Origin of the sequence: Clostridium sp. C8 (assembly GCF_001010885.1) — a bacterium.
Taxonomy (GTDB): Bacteria; Bacillota; Clostridia; order Clostridiales; family Clostridiaceae; genus Clostridium; species Clostridium sartagoforme.
In genome coordinates, this window is the sequence record NZ_LBMX01000054.1 from 26912 (window position 1) to 44371 (window position 17460).

Annotated in this window: 15 protein-coding genes; 9 read left to right on the forward strand and 6 right to left on the reverse strand. The window is 26.4% G+C overall.

Annotation, left to right across the window (positions count from 1 at the left end; genetic code table 11):
• Positions 1-27: 27 nt before the first annotated feature.
• The gene (locus tag AAT22_RS08745) at positions 28-1776 is read right to left on the reverse strand and encodes an ATP-dependent metallopeptidase FtsH/Yme1/Tma family protein (protein WP_047000928.1); all 1749 of its coding nucleotides are present in this window, start codon (positions 1774-1776) and stop codon (positions 28-30) included.
• Positions 1777-1998: 222 nt separating this feature from the next.
• Between AAT22_RS08745 and AAT22_RS08750 the strand changes: the two genes are divergently transcribed.
• Together AAT22_RS08750 and AAT22_RS08755 are read left to right on the forward strand one after the other, a co-directional pair.
• On the forward strand, positions 1999-2442 hold the full coding sequence (locus AAT22_RS08750) for a hypothetical protein (RefSeq protein ID WP_047000929.1): 444 nt from the start codon (positions 1999-2001) through the stop codon (positions 2440-2442).
• A 25-nt stretch (positions 2443-2467) separates the two neighbouring features.
• Positions 2468-3424: a YkvA family protein gene (locus tag AAT22_RS08755; RefSeq protein WP_047000930.1), complete on the forward strand. Its 957-nt coding sequence runs from the start codon at positions 2468-2470 to the stop codon at positions 3422-3424.
• Between the two features lie 252 nt (positions 3425-3676).
• Here the strand turns inward: AAT22_RS08755 and clpP are convergent, their stop codons facing one another.
• Together clpP and AAT22_RS08765 are read right to left on the reverse strand one after the other, a co-directional pair.
• Entirely contained in the window at positions 3677-4261 is a 585-nt protein-coding gene (gene clpP / locus AAT22_RS08760) for an ATP-dependent Clp endopeptidase proteolytic subunit ClpP (RefSeq protein WP_016206253.1), read from the reverse strand.
• A 37-nt stretch (positions 4262-4298) separates the two neighbouring features.
• On the reverse strand, positions 4299-4682 hold the full coding sequence (locus tag AAT22_RS08765; protein WP_016206252.1) for a helix-turn-helix transcriptional regulator: 384 nt from the start codon (positions 4680-4682) through the stop codon (positions 4299-4301).
• A gap of 184 nt (positions 4683-4866) precedes the next feature.
• Here AAT22_RS08765 and AAT22_RS19045 point away from each other — a divergent pair, with 184 nt between their 5' ends.
• From AAT22_RS19045 to AAT22_RS08775, 3 genes are all read left to right on the forward strand, one after another.
• Positions 4867-5040 carry a hypothetical protein gene (locus tag AAT22_RS19045; protein ID WP_016206251.1) on the forward strand — a complete coding sequence of 58 codons (174 nt, stop codon included), beginning with the start codon at positions 4867-4869 and terminating at the stop codon, positions 5038-5040.
• A 479-nt stretch (positions 5041-5519) separates the two neighbouring features.
• Positions 5520-6821, forward strand: a complete 1302-nt coding sequence (locus AAT22_RS08770; protein WP_047000931.1) for a helix-turn-helix transcriptional regulator — start codon at positions 5520-5522, stop codon at positions 6819-6821.
• Between the two features lie 18 nt (positions 6822-6839).
• Positions 6840-8099 carry a helix-turn-helix transcriptional regulator gene (locus AAT22_RS08775; protein WP_047000932.1) on the forward strand — a complete coding sequence of 420 codons (1260 nt, stop codon included), beginning with the start codon at positions 6840-6842 and terminating at the stop codon, positions 8097-8099.
• Positions 8100-8401: 302 nt separating this feature from the next.
• Here the strand turns inward: AAT22_RS08775 and AAT22_RS08780 are convergent, their stop codons facing one another.
• Positions 8402-10468 carry a helix-turn-helix domain-containing protein gene (locus tag AAT22_RS08780; RefSeq protein ID WP_047000933.1) on the reverse strand — a complete coding sequence of 689 codons (2067 nt, stop codon included), beginning with the start codon at positions 10466-10468 and terminating at the stop codon, positions 8402-8404.
• A gap of 300 nt (positions 10469-10768) precedes the next feature.
• Here AAT22_RS08780 and clpB point away from each other — a divergent pair, with 300 nt between their 5' ends.
• A complete protein-coding gene (gene clpB / locus AAT22_RS08785) occupies positions 10769-13363 on the forward strand; it encodes an ATP-dependent chaperone ClpB (RefSeq protein ID WP_047000934.1) in 2595 nt (864 codons plus the stop codon).
• A gap of 113 nt (positions 13364-13476) precedes the next feature.
• Here the strand turns inward: clpB and AAT22_RS08790 are convergent, their stop codons facing one another.
• Both AAT22_RS08790 and AAT22_RS08795 read right to left on the reverse strand, forming a co-directional pair.
• Positions 13477-13659: an alpha/beta-type small acid-soluble spore protein gene (locus AAT22_RS08790; protein ID WP_016206246.1), complete on the reverse strand. Its 183-nt coding sequence runs from the start codon at positions 13657-13659 to the stop codon at positions 13477-13479.
• Positions 13660-13868: 209 nt separating this feature from the next.
• Complete coding sequence (locus tag AAT22_RS08795) at positions 13869-14495, reverse strand: ECF transporter S component (RefSeq protein WP_047000935.1); 627 nt, start codon at positions 14493-14495, stop codon at positions 13869-13871.
• 219 nt (positions 14496-14714) lie between these two features.
• Between AAT22_RS08795 and AAT22_RS08800 the strand changes: the two genes are divergently transcribed.
• Genes AAT22_RS08800 through AAT22_RS08810 form a run of 3 tightly spaced genes read left to right on the forward strand, consistent with a single transcriptional unit; the run spans position 14715 to position 17460 of the window.
• Entirely contained in the window at positions 14715-15428 is a 714-nt protein-coding gene (locus AAT22_RS08800; RefSeq protein ID WP_047000936.1) for an ABC transporter ATP-binding protein, read from the forward strand.
• Positions 15421-17019 carry a hypothetical protein gene (locus tag AAT22_RS08805; protein WP_047000937.1) on the forward strand — a complete coding sequence of 533 codons (1599 nt, stop codon included), beginning with the start codon at positions 15421-15423 and terminating at the stop codon, positions 17017-17019. The genes AAT22_RS08800 and AAT22_RS08805 overlap by 8 nt, the downstream gene beginning before the upstream one ends.
• A gap of 57 nt (positions 17020-17076) precedes the next feature.
• The gene (locus AAT22_RS08810) at positions 17077-17460 is read left to right on the forward strand and encodes a GntR family transcriptional regulator (protein WP_016206242.1); all 384 of its coding nucleotides are present in this window, start codon (positions 17077-17079) and stop codon (positions 17458-17460) included.

Below are 17460 nucleotides of genomic sequence, written 5' to 3' on the forward strand. Positions count from 1 at the left end.
ACTATCTACTGCCTTTTATTTTATTATTTAAATTTTTTCATTAAATATATCATATATCTCTTTTTCATCTAGAGTTTCTTCTTCTATAAGTTTTTCAGCTATTTGTGTTAGTTTGCCTTTATTTTCAGTAAGTAGATTAACTGTTTCTTTATACAAAGAATTTACAAGTTCCCTACATTCTTCAACTACTGGATTTCCATAACTGTTTGAAAGAGAACCTAAGCTTGATAGTTTTAGTAATCCTAAAGTTTTTCCCATACCGTATTCTGCAATCATAGACATTGAAATTTCAGTTGCTTGACTTAAGTCACCTTGAGCTCCTGTAGAAATTTTATCTTGGCCAAATATAATTTCTTCTGCAGCTCGCCCACCAAAAAGAACCATAATTCTATTTTTTAAATAATCTAATCTTTGGTAAGAGCTATCTTTTGGTATAGTTAATGTATAACCTCCAGCACCTTTAGTGGTTGGAATAATAGTTATTTTAGACACTTTATCCTGTGGTGTTTTTAATAATGAAATAAGAGCATGTCCAGCTTCATGATATGAAGTTAATAATTTATCTTCTTCAAGATAGTGACCTCTTTCTTTTTTCTCATAGCCAGCAAGAACAATAGAATATGCTTTATTTATATGCTGTTGAGTTAATAAACTAGAATTTTCCTTAGCAGCTATTATTGCAGCTTCATTAATTAAATTCTCTAATTTAGCACCAGAGAAATAAGCTGTTTTTTTAGCTATATCCTTCAAATCTAGATTATAGTGAGGTTTATTTTCTAAATGCAATGATATTATTTTTTCTCTTGCACTTATATCAGGTAATGAAACCTCTATATGTCTATCAAATCTACCAGGCCTAAGTAATGCTGAATCAAGAGTATCTAACCTGTTAGTTGCGGCAATTACAACTATGCCTTCTTTCTCACCAAAACCAGACATTTCAGTTAATAGGGCGTTTAAGGTTTGATCTCTTTCATCATTTCCACTAGAGGCACTTGATCCACCTCTTTTTTTACCTATAGCATCTATTTCATCTATAAAGATAACTGCTTTACCTTGAGATTTCGCCTTTTTAAATAAGTTTCTTATCCTAGCAGCCCCAACCCCTACATAAACTTGTACAAAGTCTGATCCACTTAATGCATAGAATGGAACTTTTGCTTCTCCAGCAACAGCTTTAGCAAGGAGTGTTTTTCCAGTACCGGGAGAACCATAAAGAATAACCCCTTTAGGCATTCTAGCACCATAGTCTTTATATTTTTGAGGATTTTTAAGAAAATCAACTATATCCATTAAACTCTCTTTCGCTTCTTCGTTTCCAGCTACAGAATTAAAATTTAATGCATCATTATCTTCTGAAAAATCTTTAACATCTAAATTAGTAATACTAGAAGTACCAAGCTTTCTTTTGTTAATAAATATAAAAACTGCTGAAATAATTGATACTAAAAGAATACTAGAAGCTATTGTTTTAGGAGGATTAAAAGTATTTGTATCTAATACCTCAATATCGTTTTTCAATAAATCCTCTTTTAAGTTAGGACTATTAGGATTGGTTGTTGAATATTTAGTTCCATCTTTTAAGAGAATAGTCAAATCAGAGCTATTGTTTACAATAACTTTAGAAATATTATTATTAGTTATATCTTCTAAAAAATTTGAATATTGTTTATTATAATTGGCTTTAGACCCAAAACTTATATAGGCTAAAGCAATTACGGAGAATATAGCAGTTGCTATTGGTATCCAAATAATATTTTTCTTTAATTTGTTCATCATTACCTCCTAAGTATAGGATGAATATTAAGAACATTGTAACATTTTTAAATATTTAGTCTACTTAAAATCATATATTTTTCCAATGTAAGTATTGGTACCTTTGTAAAATTTAAAAGATATCTTTTAAATTTTATATAAATGCATTATACTTTAAGTAAAATAACTGACTAATTAGACTAATATCTTTATTAAGTAATATAGCAAGGAGAGATTTTAATAATGCTTAACTCAACTGTATTAACAGAAGAAGATATTATTGAAGTAGTAAATCTAAAAGGAAGGGAAAAGGGGATAGAGGTAACCCATATAGAAATAACTAATGGAATAAGATTTTTAGGCAAAGTAAAATCAAAGCTAAATAGTAATTTTAAAGGGATATTGTATATAAAAAAGTTTTTTAATAATAAAATAGTTTTAGAAATAGAAGATTTTAATATAACTAGTTTTGGTATACTTAAAGGGTCTAGTAATATTGTTTTAAAAGCTATAGTGAAAATGATAGGAGAAGATTATATAACTATAAGAGGAAATTATATAACTATAGATTTAGAAAAAATAAATGATGATAGTATTTTTTATAATATACCAATAAATGATGTATTTATTAAAGATAAATCTTTATATATAATAGGGACAAACTTGAGTATGTATTTGCATGCATAAATAACTTGGATAATAGGAGGTAATTATGAATATATCAGGGATTAAGGTTTCATTAACTGGAGAAGACTTATTAAGTATAATAAATGATTTTGTAAAGGTAGATGGATTAAAATTATCTAAAATTGATATTGGTGAAGAAATAAAATTGCAAGGAAGCTATGTAAAGGGGTTTAAAATAGATTTTATTGCAGGTGTGAAACTTAAGAGAGTAGAGAGCGGTATCATACATGGAGAAGTTACATCATTTAAAATAGCAAAAATAAAGGTATTTTCATTGCTAAGAAAAATGGCCTTGAAATACTCCTTAAAAGCAATAGAGGAAAAGGGTATAAAATATCAAGATGGTAAAGTCGTTATAAACCTAAAAAGCATATTATTGGATGTTCCTTATGTTGATTTAGATGTTTCCGATATACATATTACACAAAATATATTAAATGTAGATTTATCTAGGATAAATATATCTTTAGATGGAGCACTAAAAAAGGAAAAAGAAGAAGTTGAGGAAATAGAAGAAATAATTGAAGATATAGATCAGGACATAGTGAAAGTAAAAGATTATTATAGTGATGGAAGAAGTTATTTAGAAAACAAATTGCCTCAAAAGATAAAAACATATAGTGACTATCTATTTATAATACCAGATATGACTGCTTTACTATATAGACTTTTAAAAGATAAAAGGGTTCCAGTAAGAACAAAGTTAGTAATTTCTGGAGCAATTGCATATATAGCTTTTCCAACAGATATAATCCCAGATAATATACCTTTTATAGGAAGAATTGATGAAATTGCAGTAGCATTTTTTGCTTTAGAGAGAATTATATCAGATGTTCCGATAAAAGTAGTTTTAGAAAATTGGGAAGGAAAGAATAATATAGTTTTAATTATAAGAAATTTAATAGAGTATGTTGTTAACTTTACAGGAGCAAGAAATGTTGAAAAAATATATAATTTTTTAGATGAAATAATATCCTTATAATTGATAATTAGTAATTGATAATTGAGGATGTTTTGCTTTGCAAAACTTAAAATTTAATTAGTGCAAAGCACTTTTTATCAGTTCACAGTTCACAAGGCACAGTTCACAGTTATGGAAATAATTCAGCTTTACTGAATTAAGGAATTCTTATATCAACTCTAAAAGAGTTGATATAAGCTAAATTTCAGAAACTACGTAGTAGTTTCATCCTAAACTATGAATTGTGAATTGTGCACTGTGAACTGAAATACTTTATTTTAACAAAATTTTATCTATTATTCCGTATGACAGTGCTTCTTCAGCAGACATGAAATAATCTCTTTCCATATCTCTTTCTATAGTTTCAATTGATTGACCAGTTTTTTCACTATATATTTTATTTAATTTCCTCTTAGTTCTTAGCAGCCAATCTGTATGAATTTTTATATCTGTAGCTTGACCTTGAAAACCTCCATGAACAGATGGCTGATGTATAAGAATTTCACTATTAGGAAGAGAGTATCTTTTTCCTTTAGTACCTGCTGTAAGTAAAAGTGAACCCATACTAGCTGCAAATCCTATGCATATTGTAGATATATTTGGTTTTATATACTGCATTGTATCATATATTGCCATTCCAGCAGTAACAGATCCTCCTGGACTATTAATGTAAAAATAAATATCAGCATCAGGGTTATCTGATTCAAGAAAAAGGAGTTGTGAAACAATTATACTTGCAGTTGCATCTGTTACTTGTTCATTTAGCATGATTATTCTATCCTTAAGTAATCTTGAGTAGATGTCATAAGAGCGTTCTCCTAAATTTGTGTGTTCGATAACTACTGGTACATAACTCATTTAAATCACCTCTTTAAAATATTATTTTATAAAAATATTAAGCTGCCATAGAAAGCTGACTTGTAATTTTATTCTTTGAAGTCATTATACTTATGTTGTTTCCATTTCGTCTAAATTCTCTTGGAGATATTCCATAAAGTCTTTTAAAGGCCTTTGAAAATACTTCCTGAGAGCTAAACTGATATTTAAATGCTATATCTACAATTTTATCATCTGTATTTAAAAGTTCATTGGCTGATTCCATAAGTCTTCTCCTTCTTATATATTCAGCTACAGGCTCTCCAACCACAGAATGAAAAACTCTATGGAAATGATACTTTGATAAAAAGACATTATCTGCAATGTCTTTAAGCTCTATTTTTTGCATTAGATTAAGTTCTATATATTCAATAGATTTCTTAATACAAGCATCATAATTCATTTCTTATACCTACCTCAATTAATGTTTCTTGTATATTAATTATATTCTAACTTCGTATATAAATCCTGTCTTTTCTTGCTAATTAATAATTGAGGTTTATTTCCATAAATTTCATAGACTAAAGATTACAATATTACTAATAATAAATATATAAAGTCAAATAATATTTATAGAGGTGATATTTATGTCAAAAATGATGAGGAATATGGCAGCTGGTGCTATGATAGGAATGGCAGTAAGTGCAATGGTTTTACCACAGCTAGATAGAAAGGCACAAAGAGGCTTGAGAAGAGCTAGCAAAAGAGCTATGAATATGGCAGGAGACGCATATGATTCAATAATGGGTCATATGAAGTAGAAGAGTAGATTATCTACTCTTTTTTACCCTATAGGAAATTATATTCTAAAAATCCATGGATAAATTGCTTATAAAATATAAGTACTAAAGTTATTTCTATGAGTAAAAAATAGAATACAGTGTTTGTGCAATATTTTTCTCAGACAAGCTTCAAAAATGCATATGCGCGAAAAAAAACTATGACTCGATAAGCTCGCCTTGGCAATTTTTTTATTTTAATTTCTAAAATAAAACTATAAATTTAGTATATATAATGGTAATATTTTCAGTTTTTTGTAGTGTTTTCGATATAATTAATGATATAATAAATAAAAATGAAAAAATATACTAATTTTGATTATAAAATTTATAATTTGACGAAAAAAATCTAATTTATAGACGAGGTTTATAATAATTACTATTTAAATTTGTTAAATTATGATATAATTGAATAAAAATGAAAAATTATTAATTTATAGTAATGAAAAGGAAGAGTATTGATGGAAATTCTTGCATTAGGGGAAAAGATAAAGAGAAGAAGAAAAGAATTAGATATGACTCTTAAAGATTTAGCTGGAGACAGGATTACTCCTGGCCAAATTAGTTTGGTAGAATCAGGTAGGTCAAATCCTTCTATGGATCTATTAGAATACTTAGCAGGTGCTTTACAAACTTCAGTTGAATATTTAATGGAATCTGAAGAAACACAAGCTGAAAAGATTAGTATTTACTATGAACAAATTGCCGAGTCATATATTTTATCAGGTGATTATATGACTGGAGAGAAATATATAGAGAATGCCTTATATTATGTTGAAAAGTATAATTTAGAATATAGAAAAGCAAAGATACTATATCTAAGAGCCCAAATATATATGGCAAAAGATGAATTAACTTTAGCACAACAATTTTTCTTATCATCAAATGTAATATTCATAAAGAATAATAATTATGAAGAAATTATAAATACTTTTCTTAATCTAGGGAAAATAACTTTAAAGTTGAAAGCTTATCATTCAGCAAGTAGTTATTTGAGACAAGCAGAAAAGGTATACTTAGATAATAATATTGGTGAAGATGCATTACTTGGTGAAATATATTATTATATGGCTCAATCTTATTTTAAAATAGAAAATATAAGTAAAGCTATAGATTATTCATTTTTAGCTAAAAGCAAATTTGAACAAGTTCATAATAGAGAAGAATATGCTAAGACTTTATTATTAATTTCTGAAGAATATAATAAAAAAGGCGATTTAACTAATGCCATTAAATATTCTCAAAAAACATTGGAAGTATATAAAGAATTAGAGGAATTAAATAATGTATCAGAAATTGAGAATAATTTAGGTAAATTATTTTATGAGTTTGAAAATATAGAAGAGTCCTTTAAACATTATGAAATTTCTAAGGAAATAAGGATAAGAAGGAAGGATAATAAAATAATTGAGACCTTAATAAATATATGTGAAAATTATATAAAATTAAAGAATATTCCAAAGTGTGAAGAAATATTAGAGGAAATAAATCTATATATAGAAGAAAATGATATAGAAAAACTAATAGAATTAAAAATCTTATGGTTTAGAATTTATACTATAAAGGAGATGCAAAGAGAAGCAGAGTATACTCTACTTGATAGTTATAATTTAGCGAAGACAAATAGATTACAAAAGCAAGCAGCCCAGCTAGCAATTATGATAGGCAAATTCTATATAGATAATAAAAAGGATTTTGAAGCAGCTAAATATTTAGATGAAGGAGTTAATATTTTTAAGGAAATAGGAATACTTAAAAATTAATTCAAGCGGGGGTTTGAAATGGAAATATTATCAACTGGAGAAAAGATAAAAAGAGCTAGAGTATATAAAGGGATAACTTTAAAAGAATTATGTGGAGATAAAGTATCTATATCAAAAATGAGCTGCATTGAAAATGGTAAAATAAAAGCTGATAAAGAAATCCTAGAATATATATCCGAAAAATTAGGGATTGATTATAGCTATTTAGTAAGAGATGTAAAAGAACAAATAGTTAGTAATCTTGAATTAATAAGAGAAAACTCGATACCAGAAGATGAAATAGATAATGTTATAAATCATAATCTAAACTATGCAATACAATATTCCTATAATGATTTAGCTTTTCAACTTATACATATATTATTTAAATTTTATGTACAAAAAAGTAAGGTTGAAAATATACAATTAATAATATCTCAATATTATGATTTATACCAAAAAAATAATACTCGCGAGAATACAATAATTTACTATATAGATATGGCTACATTTTTTTATAGTATTGAAGAGTATAATGAGGCAATAAATTATTATAGTAGAACACGAGAATTGATAAAAGAAGATACAAAATTTAATGAAGTAAGATATTCATATATTTGTTATAAAGAAGGAAAAACCTATGAAAAATTAGGATTAATAGAGAATACATATTACTCATTAGGAGAATCAATAAAATATATAGATTATATTAATGATAATAAAGACAAAGGATATATATATCATTGCTTTGCAACTGCTTGTATAAAATTAAGGAAAAAAGAGGCAGACAAGTATATAAAATTAGCCTATGAATATCAAAAAGAAGATCCTATGGTTTTAGCATTAGCAAAAGGTAAAAATGGTGAAAGTTATTTTTATGTAGGGGATAAGGATAAAGCCATTAAGGAAATAAAAGAGGGAATAAAGTTATTCCCAGTAGAAAATAAGAAAAATTATGTGAAATTTTTAAATAAATGTATAAGAACTCTTTACAGTAATGAGCAATATGATGATGCTTATGAAATTACTGACGAGGCTTTAAATCTTGCAATTGATACTGATGATATAGTTCTAATAGAAGAAGCATATTACTTAAAAGGAATGATTTTGCAAAAGAAGGGGTCATATCTTCAAGCAGAAATGTATATGAATTTATCTCTGGATTCTCTTTTTAAATTTGCTAACAAAGAAAAAAGATATGAAAGATATTTAGATATGGCTGAAATGTATTATAAACTAGGGGAAGTAAAAGATTCATTAAAATATTTTACTTTAGCAATGAAATTAAATAAGAATTAATAAAAGGTAGTTTTAAAACTACCTTTTTTCTAAATATATCTTTTATATGGATGTAAAATTGCTTTTAATATACTAATTAATGAATATTTAGATGTTATACCAGGCATAAAGAACAAGCCTCTCATTGAAAAATCAACCCTTTCTAAACTTTTAAAGTTTATATTCATATTTAAATTATAGATAATATAAGCAATAAAAGCATTGACTTAAGTAATGATATTTAAGTACATTTAAGTTATTAAAAGCAAATATATATAAATAAAAAAAGTACAAAGAAACCATAATTTTGGTTTCTTTGTACTTTATTTAGTACTTTTTATTAAAATTAGTTTAGCCTCATAACCTCTAAGCTCAGTAATTATGTTTAATATTGTATTTTTTTTGGAATACTTAAAATCTATTTTAGGAAATGAAGCTTTATGAAGTATTTCTTTTTCTTCTTTATTAAGTCTATCAGGAGAACCCATAGATAGCCAATAATTATAAGATGAACCTACTCTCTCACTTATTTCATAAGTTATTATTCTTGAAGATTTTTTTATATTTTCAATATTTAATGAAATTTTTCGCTTATAAATTTTTCTTTTACCTCTTTTATTGAATATATCTTCATAACTTTGCATTTCGTTAAGTTCATCTGTATAAGAGTAAAGTAGTATGCAATATTCATCATCTTTTTTTGTTACTATATATCCATTTTCCATTGCAACTATTTCATTTCCAAGTTTGCTAAGAAGATAATATGCATAATATGATGGTTTTCTTATTCCCATATCATTGACAATACCAGGAGCACCTATAAATACCTCATTTGTTAAACTTATTTCTTTTTCAAGAACATCAAAGGCTTTTAAAAAGTTTAAAGAATTATTATTAAATATAGTATTATGGATTATATATGGAAGCATATAAGCAGTATCATAAATTTTATTTAAGCTTTTATCACAAGTAAATATATCTTCAATTACATCTAAATTATAATCTTCAATAAGAAATTGATGTAATGAATCTTTTACATCTGTTAATATAGCAGGTGTAAATTGAAATTTAAATCTTGAAATATCTATATAATCTATTTCTGAGAAGTATTCAAAGAAACTATTTAAAACTTGCCTATATTTTTCAAATGTGAAATTAGGATTATCTATTAATATAATAGGTTTTAAATCTATATAATCTAAAAATTCTATGACGCTTTTCGCCTTATTCCAATTATAAAAATCAGCTTTGGGGAATACCCCCATATCGCTATTAAACATATTTTCAAGCCTTGCATATTTAAAGTGAAGCTCATCTTGAATTTCTTCTAAAATATCCTTATTATCTTCCAAAAGTAAATCAAAGGCATCATCAAGGTTAATTATGTTACTATAATCTTTTTCAAAAACACTTAATGTTGAATCCATATCTATATGAATTTTCCATAATTTATTTTCGTAGTTGAATCTTTCATAATCCTCAAGTTCATAAGAAAGATATTCAAGTGCATCTTCTAATTTCAAAATTTCAATAGATTTAATGTTTTCAAGTTCTTTATCTGTTAGTTTATTTTTCTTTCTAAATTGCAGAGGAGTACATCCATAGTAATTCTTAAAGTTTTTATTTAAATATCTAACATGAGAAAAACCAACTTCATCAGATATATCTGAAATACTTAAATCACTATCTAATAGAAGCTTAACAGATTCTTCAACTCTAGTTAAATTAACTAAATCAGTGAAACTATATCCAGTTGCATATTTAATTTCATGAGATAAATAGTGAGGGCTTAAAAACTCTTTTTTCGCAATTTCTTGTAATGTTATATTGCTATCGTAATTATTAAATATATATTTAGAAATTCTATGATATCTAGCAAGTTGTTCAGTTTTTTCTTTTAATTCTTCTTTTTCATAAGTTAAATAATGAAAGTTATTTATAAGATGATAAAGTAAATCTACTAAAATTGATTCAATTTCTTTATCAAAATCATCAATTTTTTGAACACACTCACACAATAGTTTAGCTAAAAAGGTTCTAAGCAAGTCATATTCTTCACCTTCTTGAGCACCATCATCAGTTGAATTTGTGTAAAAGAAGATATTATTTATATCCTTATAATATTTTTCGAAGAAATAGGGATCTATATGGAATATTAAAACTTTATTATCTTTTTCGCTATATATCCTATGAGCTTCATCAACATTTATAATTTCTAATTCTTTTTCTAGTAATTCAAAAGAGTCTGTATCTATATTAATATTTATGCTTCCCCTTAAGACATATAATATTTCTATTGAATTATGCCAATGTATAGGATATTCTTTTATATTTGCATATGATATTTTAATAGGAGAATCCTCTGGATAGGTTACATACTCTCTTCTCATAAAATCACCACCTTTTATCAATTCACAATTCACAGTTAACGATTAATAATTTTTGTTAGTTCACAATTTTTACAGATAATAATTCAGCAAAGCTAAATTATAAAATTTGAATTTTAGAAACTGCGTAACAGTTTCATCATTAATTGTGAATTGTTAATTTTTAATTGTTAATTTTATTATATTATATACTATAATAAAAAAATACAAAACAAACTTTGACTTTCTTTGACTTTTGTATTATTATAAAAATAAAGAATAAAATAAATATATTAAAGTATTGATTGTAGGGAGGCGTGAAACATGAATATTGATAAAATGACATTAAGAGTACAGGAAGCATTGAATAATGCAAGTTTATTAGCAGTTAAATATAATCATCAACAAGTTGAACTAGTACATTTATTTGGAGCTTTATTAGAGCAAGAAGATGGATTGATTCCAAATATATTAACTAAGATGGGAATAAAAACTAAATCCTTAGATGAAGATTTAAATAAGATATTAGAAAAGATGCCAAAGGTTTTGGGTGAAGGGGCTAATTCTTCTGGTGTTTATGCAACTAGGCAAATTGAAGAAGTTTTGGTAAAAGCTGAAGATATATCTAAAAAGTTTGAAGATTCTTATATTAGCGTTGAGCATATAATGCTTGCAATAATTGAAATAGATAAGAATGGTGAGGTAAAAAATTTACTAAATAAATATAATATAAATAAAAAGACTTTTATGGATATTTTAAAGGAAGTCAGAGGAAATCAAAGGGTAGAAACTCAAGATCCAGAAGGAACTTATGATGCATTAAGTAAATATGGAACAAATCTTACAAACCTTGCAAAGAAACATAAACTTGATCCAGTTATAGGCAGAGATGAAGAAATTAGAAGGGTTATAAGAATACTTTCAAGAAGAACAAAAAATAATCCTGTATTAATTGGTGAGCCGGGAGTTGGAAAAACAGCTATAATAGAAGGATTAGCAGAAAGGATAATTAAAGGAGATGTTCCTGAAGGATTAAAGAATAAGGTAATTTTTTCTCTAGATATGGGATCACTTATAGCTGGAGCTAAATATAGGGGGGAATTTGAAGAAAGATTAAAAGCTGTTTTAAAAGAAGTCCAAGGTAGTGAAGGAAGAATAATATTATTTATTGATGAAATTCATACTATAGTGGGAGCTGGTAAGACAGATGGAGCAATGGATGCTGGAAATTTAATAAAACCATTGTTGGCAAGGGGAGAACTTCATTGTATAGGAGCTACAACTTTTGATGAGTATAGGCAATATATAGAAAAAGATAAAGCACTAGAAAGAAGATTTCAACCAGTAATTGTAGAAGAACCTACAGTAGAAGATACTATTTCTATTTTAAGGGGATTAAAAGAAAGATTTGAAATTCATCATGGTGTAAGAATACATGACTCTTCATTAATAGCTGCAGCCAAACTATCTCATAGATATATTCAAGATAGATATCTTCCAGATAAAGCCATAGATTTAATAGATGAAGCCGGGGCTATGATAAGAACAGAAATAGATTCAATTCCAACAGAAATAGACAATATAAGAAGAAAATTATTTCAATTAGAAATAGAAAAAGAAGCATTAACTAAAGAAAGTGATGAGGGATCTAAAAAGAAGTTACAAGCTTTAGAGAAAGATATAGCAGAACTGAAAGCTAATAATGATGAAATGACAGCAAAGTTTGAGAAAGAAAGAGGAGCTATAGTAAATCTTAGAGATTTAAAATCTAAATTAGATGATGCAAGAGGAAATTTAGAAGCAGCTCAAAGAAATTATGATTATAATAAAGCGGCAGAGATACAATATAGTATAATTCCATTATTAGAAGAAGAAATAAAGCAAAAAGAAGTAGAAGTAAAGGAAAATTATGAAGGTGCTCTTTTAAAAGAAGAAGTAACTGAAGAAGAAGTTTCCAAAATACTTTCTAAGTGGACTGGAATACCAGTTACGAATTTATTAGAAGGAGAAAGAGAAAAACTTTTAAGACTAGAAGATGAGATGAAAAACAGAGTAATAGGGCAGGAAGAAGCAATAACAGCTGTTTCAAATGCAATATTAAGAGCGAGAGCTGGATTAAAAGATGTAAATAAGCCAATAGGATCATTTATATTTTTAGGGCCTACAGGAGTAGGTAAAACAGAACTTGCAAAAACTTTAGCTAGAAACTTATTTGATTCTGAAGAAAGTATAATAAGAATTGATATGTCAGAATATATGGAAAAACATTCTGTATCTAGATTAGTTGGAGCTCCTCCAGGATATGTAGGATATGATGAAGGTGGTCAACTTACTGAAGCTGTAAGAAGGAATCCATATAGTGTAATCTTATTTGATGAAATAGAAAAGGCTCATGAAGATGTATTTAATATATTTTTACAAATATTAGATGATGGTAGATTGACAGATAATAAGGGAAAGACAGTGGATTTTAAAAATACAATAATAATTATGACATCTAATATAGGAAGTAGCTATCTTTTAGAAAATAAGAGTGAAGAAATAGTAGATGATAGTATAAGAACTCAAGTTGAGAATGAAATGAAGTTAAGATTTAAGCCTGAATTTTTAAATAGAGTAGATGATATAATTATGTTTAAACCATTATCAGAAAATGGTATTAAGAAAATAATAGATATATTCCTAAGGGATGTTGTAAATAGACTAAAGGATAAGAATATTACTTTAAAAGTTACTGATTCTGCCAAAACAATGATGGCAAAGGAAGGATACGATCCAGTTTATGGGGCAAGACCATTAAAAAGATATATTCAAAATACACTTGAAAATAATCTAGCAAGAAAGATTATAAAAGGTGAAATTGGCTATGGCTCAAATGTTATTGTAGATATACAAGATGACAAAATAATAATAGAATAATTAACTCTTGTATAAAGCTTAAATCTTAGTTAAGTTAAGAGCATGAGTTAAAAAGTTAAATTTTAATGAAAACAGAAAGAGAAGTAGTAACTACTTCTCTTTCCATTTTTATATTATTTAATTGTAGATTCGTATTGTTGAACCATTCTCTTAACCATTTCTCCACCAACGCTACCGCATTGTTTAGAAGAAAGATTTCCATTATAGTCAGAGAAAGGAACTCCCATTTCATTAGCTACTTCATTTTTGAATTTAGCTAATCCTTGTTTAGCTTCTGGAACTAATTTTGTTGCCATAATAAATTCCTCCTTATAACTTTAAAAGTTTTTTATTGAGTATTTTACAAAGTTTGTTTGACTTTGTACTATTATATTGTGCAAATAAAATCTTTATAAACTATAAAATTTAATACATTAGAGGAAATTTGGACATTAAAAAGAATATAATGGTACAAACTATAAAAAAAGGTTATTTGAAAATAATTTTCAAATAACCTTTGTGATTTCTAATTACTTCTTTTTTGCATTTTTAAAATTGCGATTACTACAGGAATTGAGACTAGTGCTGATAAAACAGCTTCAGCTATACCATTGGTACCTATTACCGAAAGTAAAGCAATAGTAACTTTACCTAAAGAACCCGATGAAATGGTTCCTCTTTGCATAAGTATTGATGCATAATCCTTAAAATAAATCAAGTAAATTGATCCAAGTACACCTATTGTATTAGTTAATGAACCACAAATAGCAGCTATTCCAATAGATAGTCTTTTATTTTTCAATTTTGATCTTAAAAAGATATAAACATAATATGATACAACCCCTATCAATACTCTAGGAAGTATTGAAACTAATGGGTTATAAAAAAATGGTGACATTGGTGTTGGAGTTGTTATATTTTGATATATAGAAAATAATCCAAATATAAAACCAATAGAAGCTCCAGCTATAGGGCCTTCTATTATAGCACCAATTATTACAGGTAAATGTAAAATAGTTAATTTGAAAAGTGGTAATGGTATAAACCCAAGACCTGTTAGTCCTAAGAATAAACAAATACCGGAAAGCATAGCAACTACTACCATTTTCCTGACGTTTTCACGAGAATTTCCCATCCCTCTAGTATTTAACATTTTAACTCCTCCGTTCTTATTCCTTTTAGGATATAATTCGGCAAAAAATAAATTTTTGCATTTTGTTCGGTTTACAAAGAATACCGACTCCTATATTTTATCATATATCAATAAACTGTAAAGTAAAATTTTCACAATGTCGATAACTTAATAGTTGCAAATTTATTATACTTGTTATAGTATATATATAACAAGTATAATAAATTAAGAGGTGATTAAATGCTTCAAATAATAAATTTTTCAAAATCATATAAAAATGGGAAAAAAGCAGCAAATAATATTTCTATAACAGTAAATAAAGGTGAGATATTTGCATTTATAGGTCATAATGGTGCAGGAAAAACAACAACAATTAAGTCAGTTGTAGGAATTTTAGAATTCGAAGAAGGAGATATATTAATTGATGGAACTTCAATTAAAAAGGAACCTTTAAAATGTAAAAGTAAAATAGCATATATACCTGATAATCCAGATATTTATGAAGCCCTTACTGGAATTCAATATCTTAATTTTATAGCAGATATTTATGAGGTTTCAAAAGGTGAAAGAGAAGAATTAATAAAGTTATATTCAGAAAAATTTGAAATAATAAATGCACTTGGAGATTTAATTTCTTCTTATTCACATGGTATGAAACAAAAGCTAGTTTTAATTTCAGCATTAATTCACAAGCCTAAACTTTTAGTTTTAGATGAACCTTTTGTTGGTTTAGATCCAAAGGCTGCTCATATTTTAAAAGAGGAAATGAAAAAGATATGCAAGGAAGGTGCTGCAATATTTTTCTCAACTCATGTTCTTGAAGTAGCAGAAAAATTATGTGATAAGGTTGCTATAATAAAAGAAGGAAATATAGTAACTCAAGGAAAAATGAATGATGTTAAGGGAAATAGTTCTTTAGAAGATATCTTTATGGAGTTGATTGATAATGAATAAAATATATATTCTATTTAAGACCACTTTAATAAATTCTTTAGGTATAAATAAAATTATAAAAGAAAAATCAAAAAAGGAAAAAATAAAGAATATATCCATATTTCTTTCAATAGCAATAGCAATTTCATCATTAGTTTTTTCTACAACAATATCTACTTATCATGCTGCAAATGAATTAGACAAAATGGGACTTTTAAATTTGCAGATTATAATGGGATTTATTTTAAGTTCTTTAATTATTTTTTTTACTTCAATATATAAGGCTCAAGGACTTTTATTTTCATCTAAGGATTATGATTTACTTATGAGCTTACCAATTAAGAGAAGTGCCATATTGATAAATAAAATGCTTAACTTATTAGGATTGAATTATTTTATACTATTATTTGCTTTTTTACCACAAGCTATTGTTTATTTCTTAAAAGCAGATATTCAGTATTTATATTTTGTTTATCTATTTTTTGTATTTATATTTTTACCATTAATACCAATAGTGCTTTCATCATTTTTTGCTTTTATTATTAGTTATATTTCTTCAAAGATGAGATATAAAAACTTGATAATAAATATAGGTACTATACTTATATCTTTAATAGTAGTAGTAGCTTTGTATAACAGTGGAAACTTAATACAAGATATTATAATTAATAGTAAATCACTAGCGGAAGGTATTTCTAATATATATCCACCTTCAATTTATGCAACAAGGGCTTTGGTTAGTTTAAGTTTAAAAGATTTATTAGTGTTTATTAGTATATCACTTTTAGTATTTGCCATATTTATATTTATATTTAGCAAGAGTTTTAAAATAATAAATTCAAAGCTACAAGAATCCTTTAGTAAATCTAATTATAAATTAGGAGATATAAATACATCTTCACAAATAGTTTCTTTAATTAGAAAAGAAATAAAAAGATATTTTTCTACACCTATTTATGTCTTAAATACTATAATAGGACCAATAATGATTATAGCGGCAGCTGTAGCAACATTACTTTTTGGAAAAGATATGCTTTTTAAAATCTCAGAAATTAATTTTTCAGAAGAATTAATACCGTTATTTACCATTTCACTTGTATGCGGAATTTTATCAATATCTTGTACTACTAATTCATCTATATCATTGGAAGGTAAAAATTTATGGATATTAAAGTCTTCTCCAATTAAGGCTATTGATATATTTAAAAGTAAAATAGCATTAAATTTAATATTAATTTTACCAGCTACTATAGTAAGTGATATTATATTCTTTACAGCGTTGAAATTATCACTTATAAATGTTTTGGCGCTATTATTGATAACTAGTATATACTCTTTTATTGTATCTATATTAGGATTAATAATAAACTTATACTTTCCTAAGTTGAATTGGACAACAGAAACATCAGTTGTAAAACAAGGAGCAAGTGTTATGATACAAATGTTATTATCAGCAGCAATTGTAGCAATTCCAACGATAATATTTATTTTAACTGATATAAAAAATTATAATTTATTTATAATAACAATAATCATATACTTATCAGTTATTTTGATAGTTTTATGGAAGAGTTTAAATATAGTAGGAGTTAAGTTGTTTAATAAATTGTAAAAAGTGCGAAGAACTTTTCTAGTGTGAACTGTGAACTGAAGCAAAGGATGTGTTAAATTGATTTTAAGAATAGATTTTGATTCGGAAACTCCAATATATGTTCAAATAAAGAATCAGGTTATTGAGTGTATTGCTAAATGTGAGATTGAAATAGGGGAGGAGCTACCTTCAGTGAGAGCATTGGCAGAAGATATAGGGGTAAATATGCATACTGTTAATAAAGCATACAATATGCTTAAGGATGAAGGGTATATTAAAATTGATCGAAGGAAAGGTGCGGTTGTTTCATTGAATTTAAATCAATCAATGGAGAAATTTAGAGAAGATTTAAATGAAAATTTATATTTTTATATGGCTCAGTGCTTTAATAGAAATATAAATAAAGAAGATGTTAAGGATTTTATTGATAAAATATTTATAGATTTTAAAAAAGAGGAGTAA

Coding starts and splice junctions, on each gene's coding strand:
- AAT22_RS08745 (WP_047000928.1), bottom strand. CDS start 1,776: ATGAACAAATTAAAGAAAAATATTATTTGGATACCAATAGCAACTGCT.
- AAT22_RS08795 (WP_047000935.1), bottom strand. CDS start 14,495: ATGTTAAATACTAGAGGGATGGGAAATTCTCGTGAAAACGTCAGGAAA.
- clpB (WP_047000934.1), top strand. CDS start 10,769: ATGAATATTGATAAAATGACATTAAGAGTACAGGAAGCATTGAATAAT.
- AAT22_RS08800 (WP_047000936.1), top strand. CDS start 14,715: ATGCTTCAAATAATAAATTTTTCAAAATCATATAAAAATGGGAAAAAA.
- clpP (WP_016206253.1), bottom strand. CDS start 4,261: ATGAGTTATGTACCAGTAGTTATCGAACACACAAATTTAGGAGAACGC.
- AAT22_RS08775 (WP_047000932.1), top strand. CDS start 6,840: ATGGAAATATTATCAACTGGAGAAAAGATAAAAAGAGCTAGAGTATAT.
- AAT22_RS08750 (WP_047000929.1), top strand. CDS start 1,999: ATGCTTAACTCAACTGTATTAACAGAAGAAGATATTATTGAAGTAGTA.
- AAT22_RS08765 (WP_016206252.1), bottom strand. CDS start 4,682: ATGAATTATGATGCTTGTATTAAGAAATCTATTGAATATATAGAACTT.
- AAT22_RS08805 (WP_047000937.1), top strand. CDS start 15,421: ATGAATAAAATATATATTCTATTTAAGACCACTTTAATAAATTCTTTA.
- AAT22_RS08790 (WP_016206246.1), bottom strand. CDS start 13,659: ATGGCAACAAAATTAGTTCCAGAAGCTAAACAAGGATTAGCTAAATTC.
- AAT22_RS08780 (WP_047000933.1), bottom strand. CDS start 10,468: ATGAGAAGAGAGTATGTAACCTATCCAGAGGATTCTCCTATTAAAATA.
- AAT22_RS08755 (WP_047000930.1), top strand. CDS start 2,468: ATGAATATATCAGGGATTAAGGTTTCATTAACTGGAGAAGACTTATTA.
- AAT22_RS19045 (WP_016206251.1), top strand. CDS start 4,867: ATGTCAAAAATGATGAGGAATATGGCAGCTGGTGCTATGATAGGAATG.
- AAT22_RS08770 (WP_047000931.1), top strand. CDS start 5,520: ATGGAAATTCTTGCATTAGGGGAAAAGATAAAGAGAAGAAGAAAAGAA.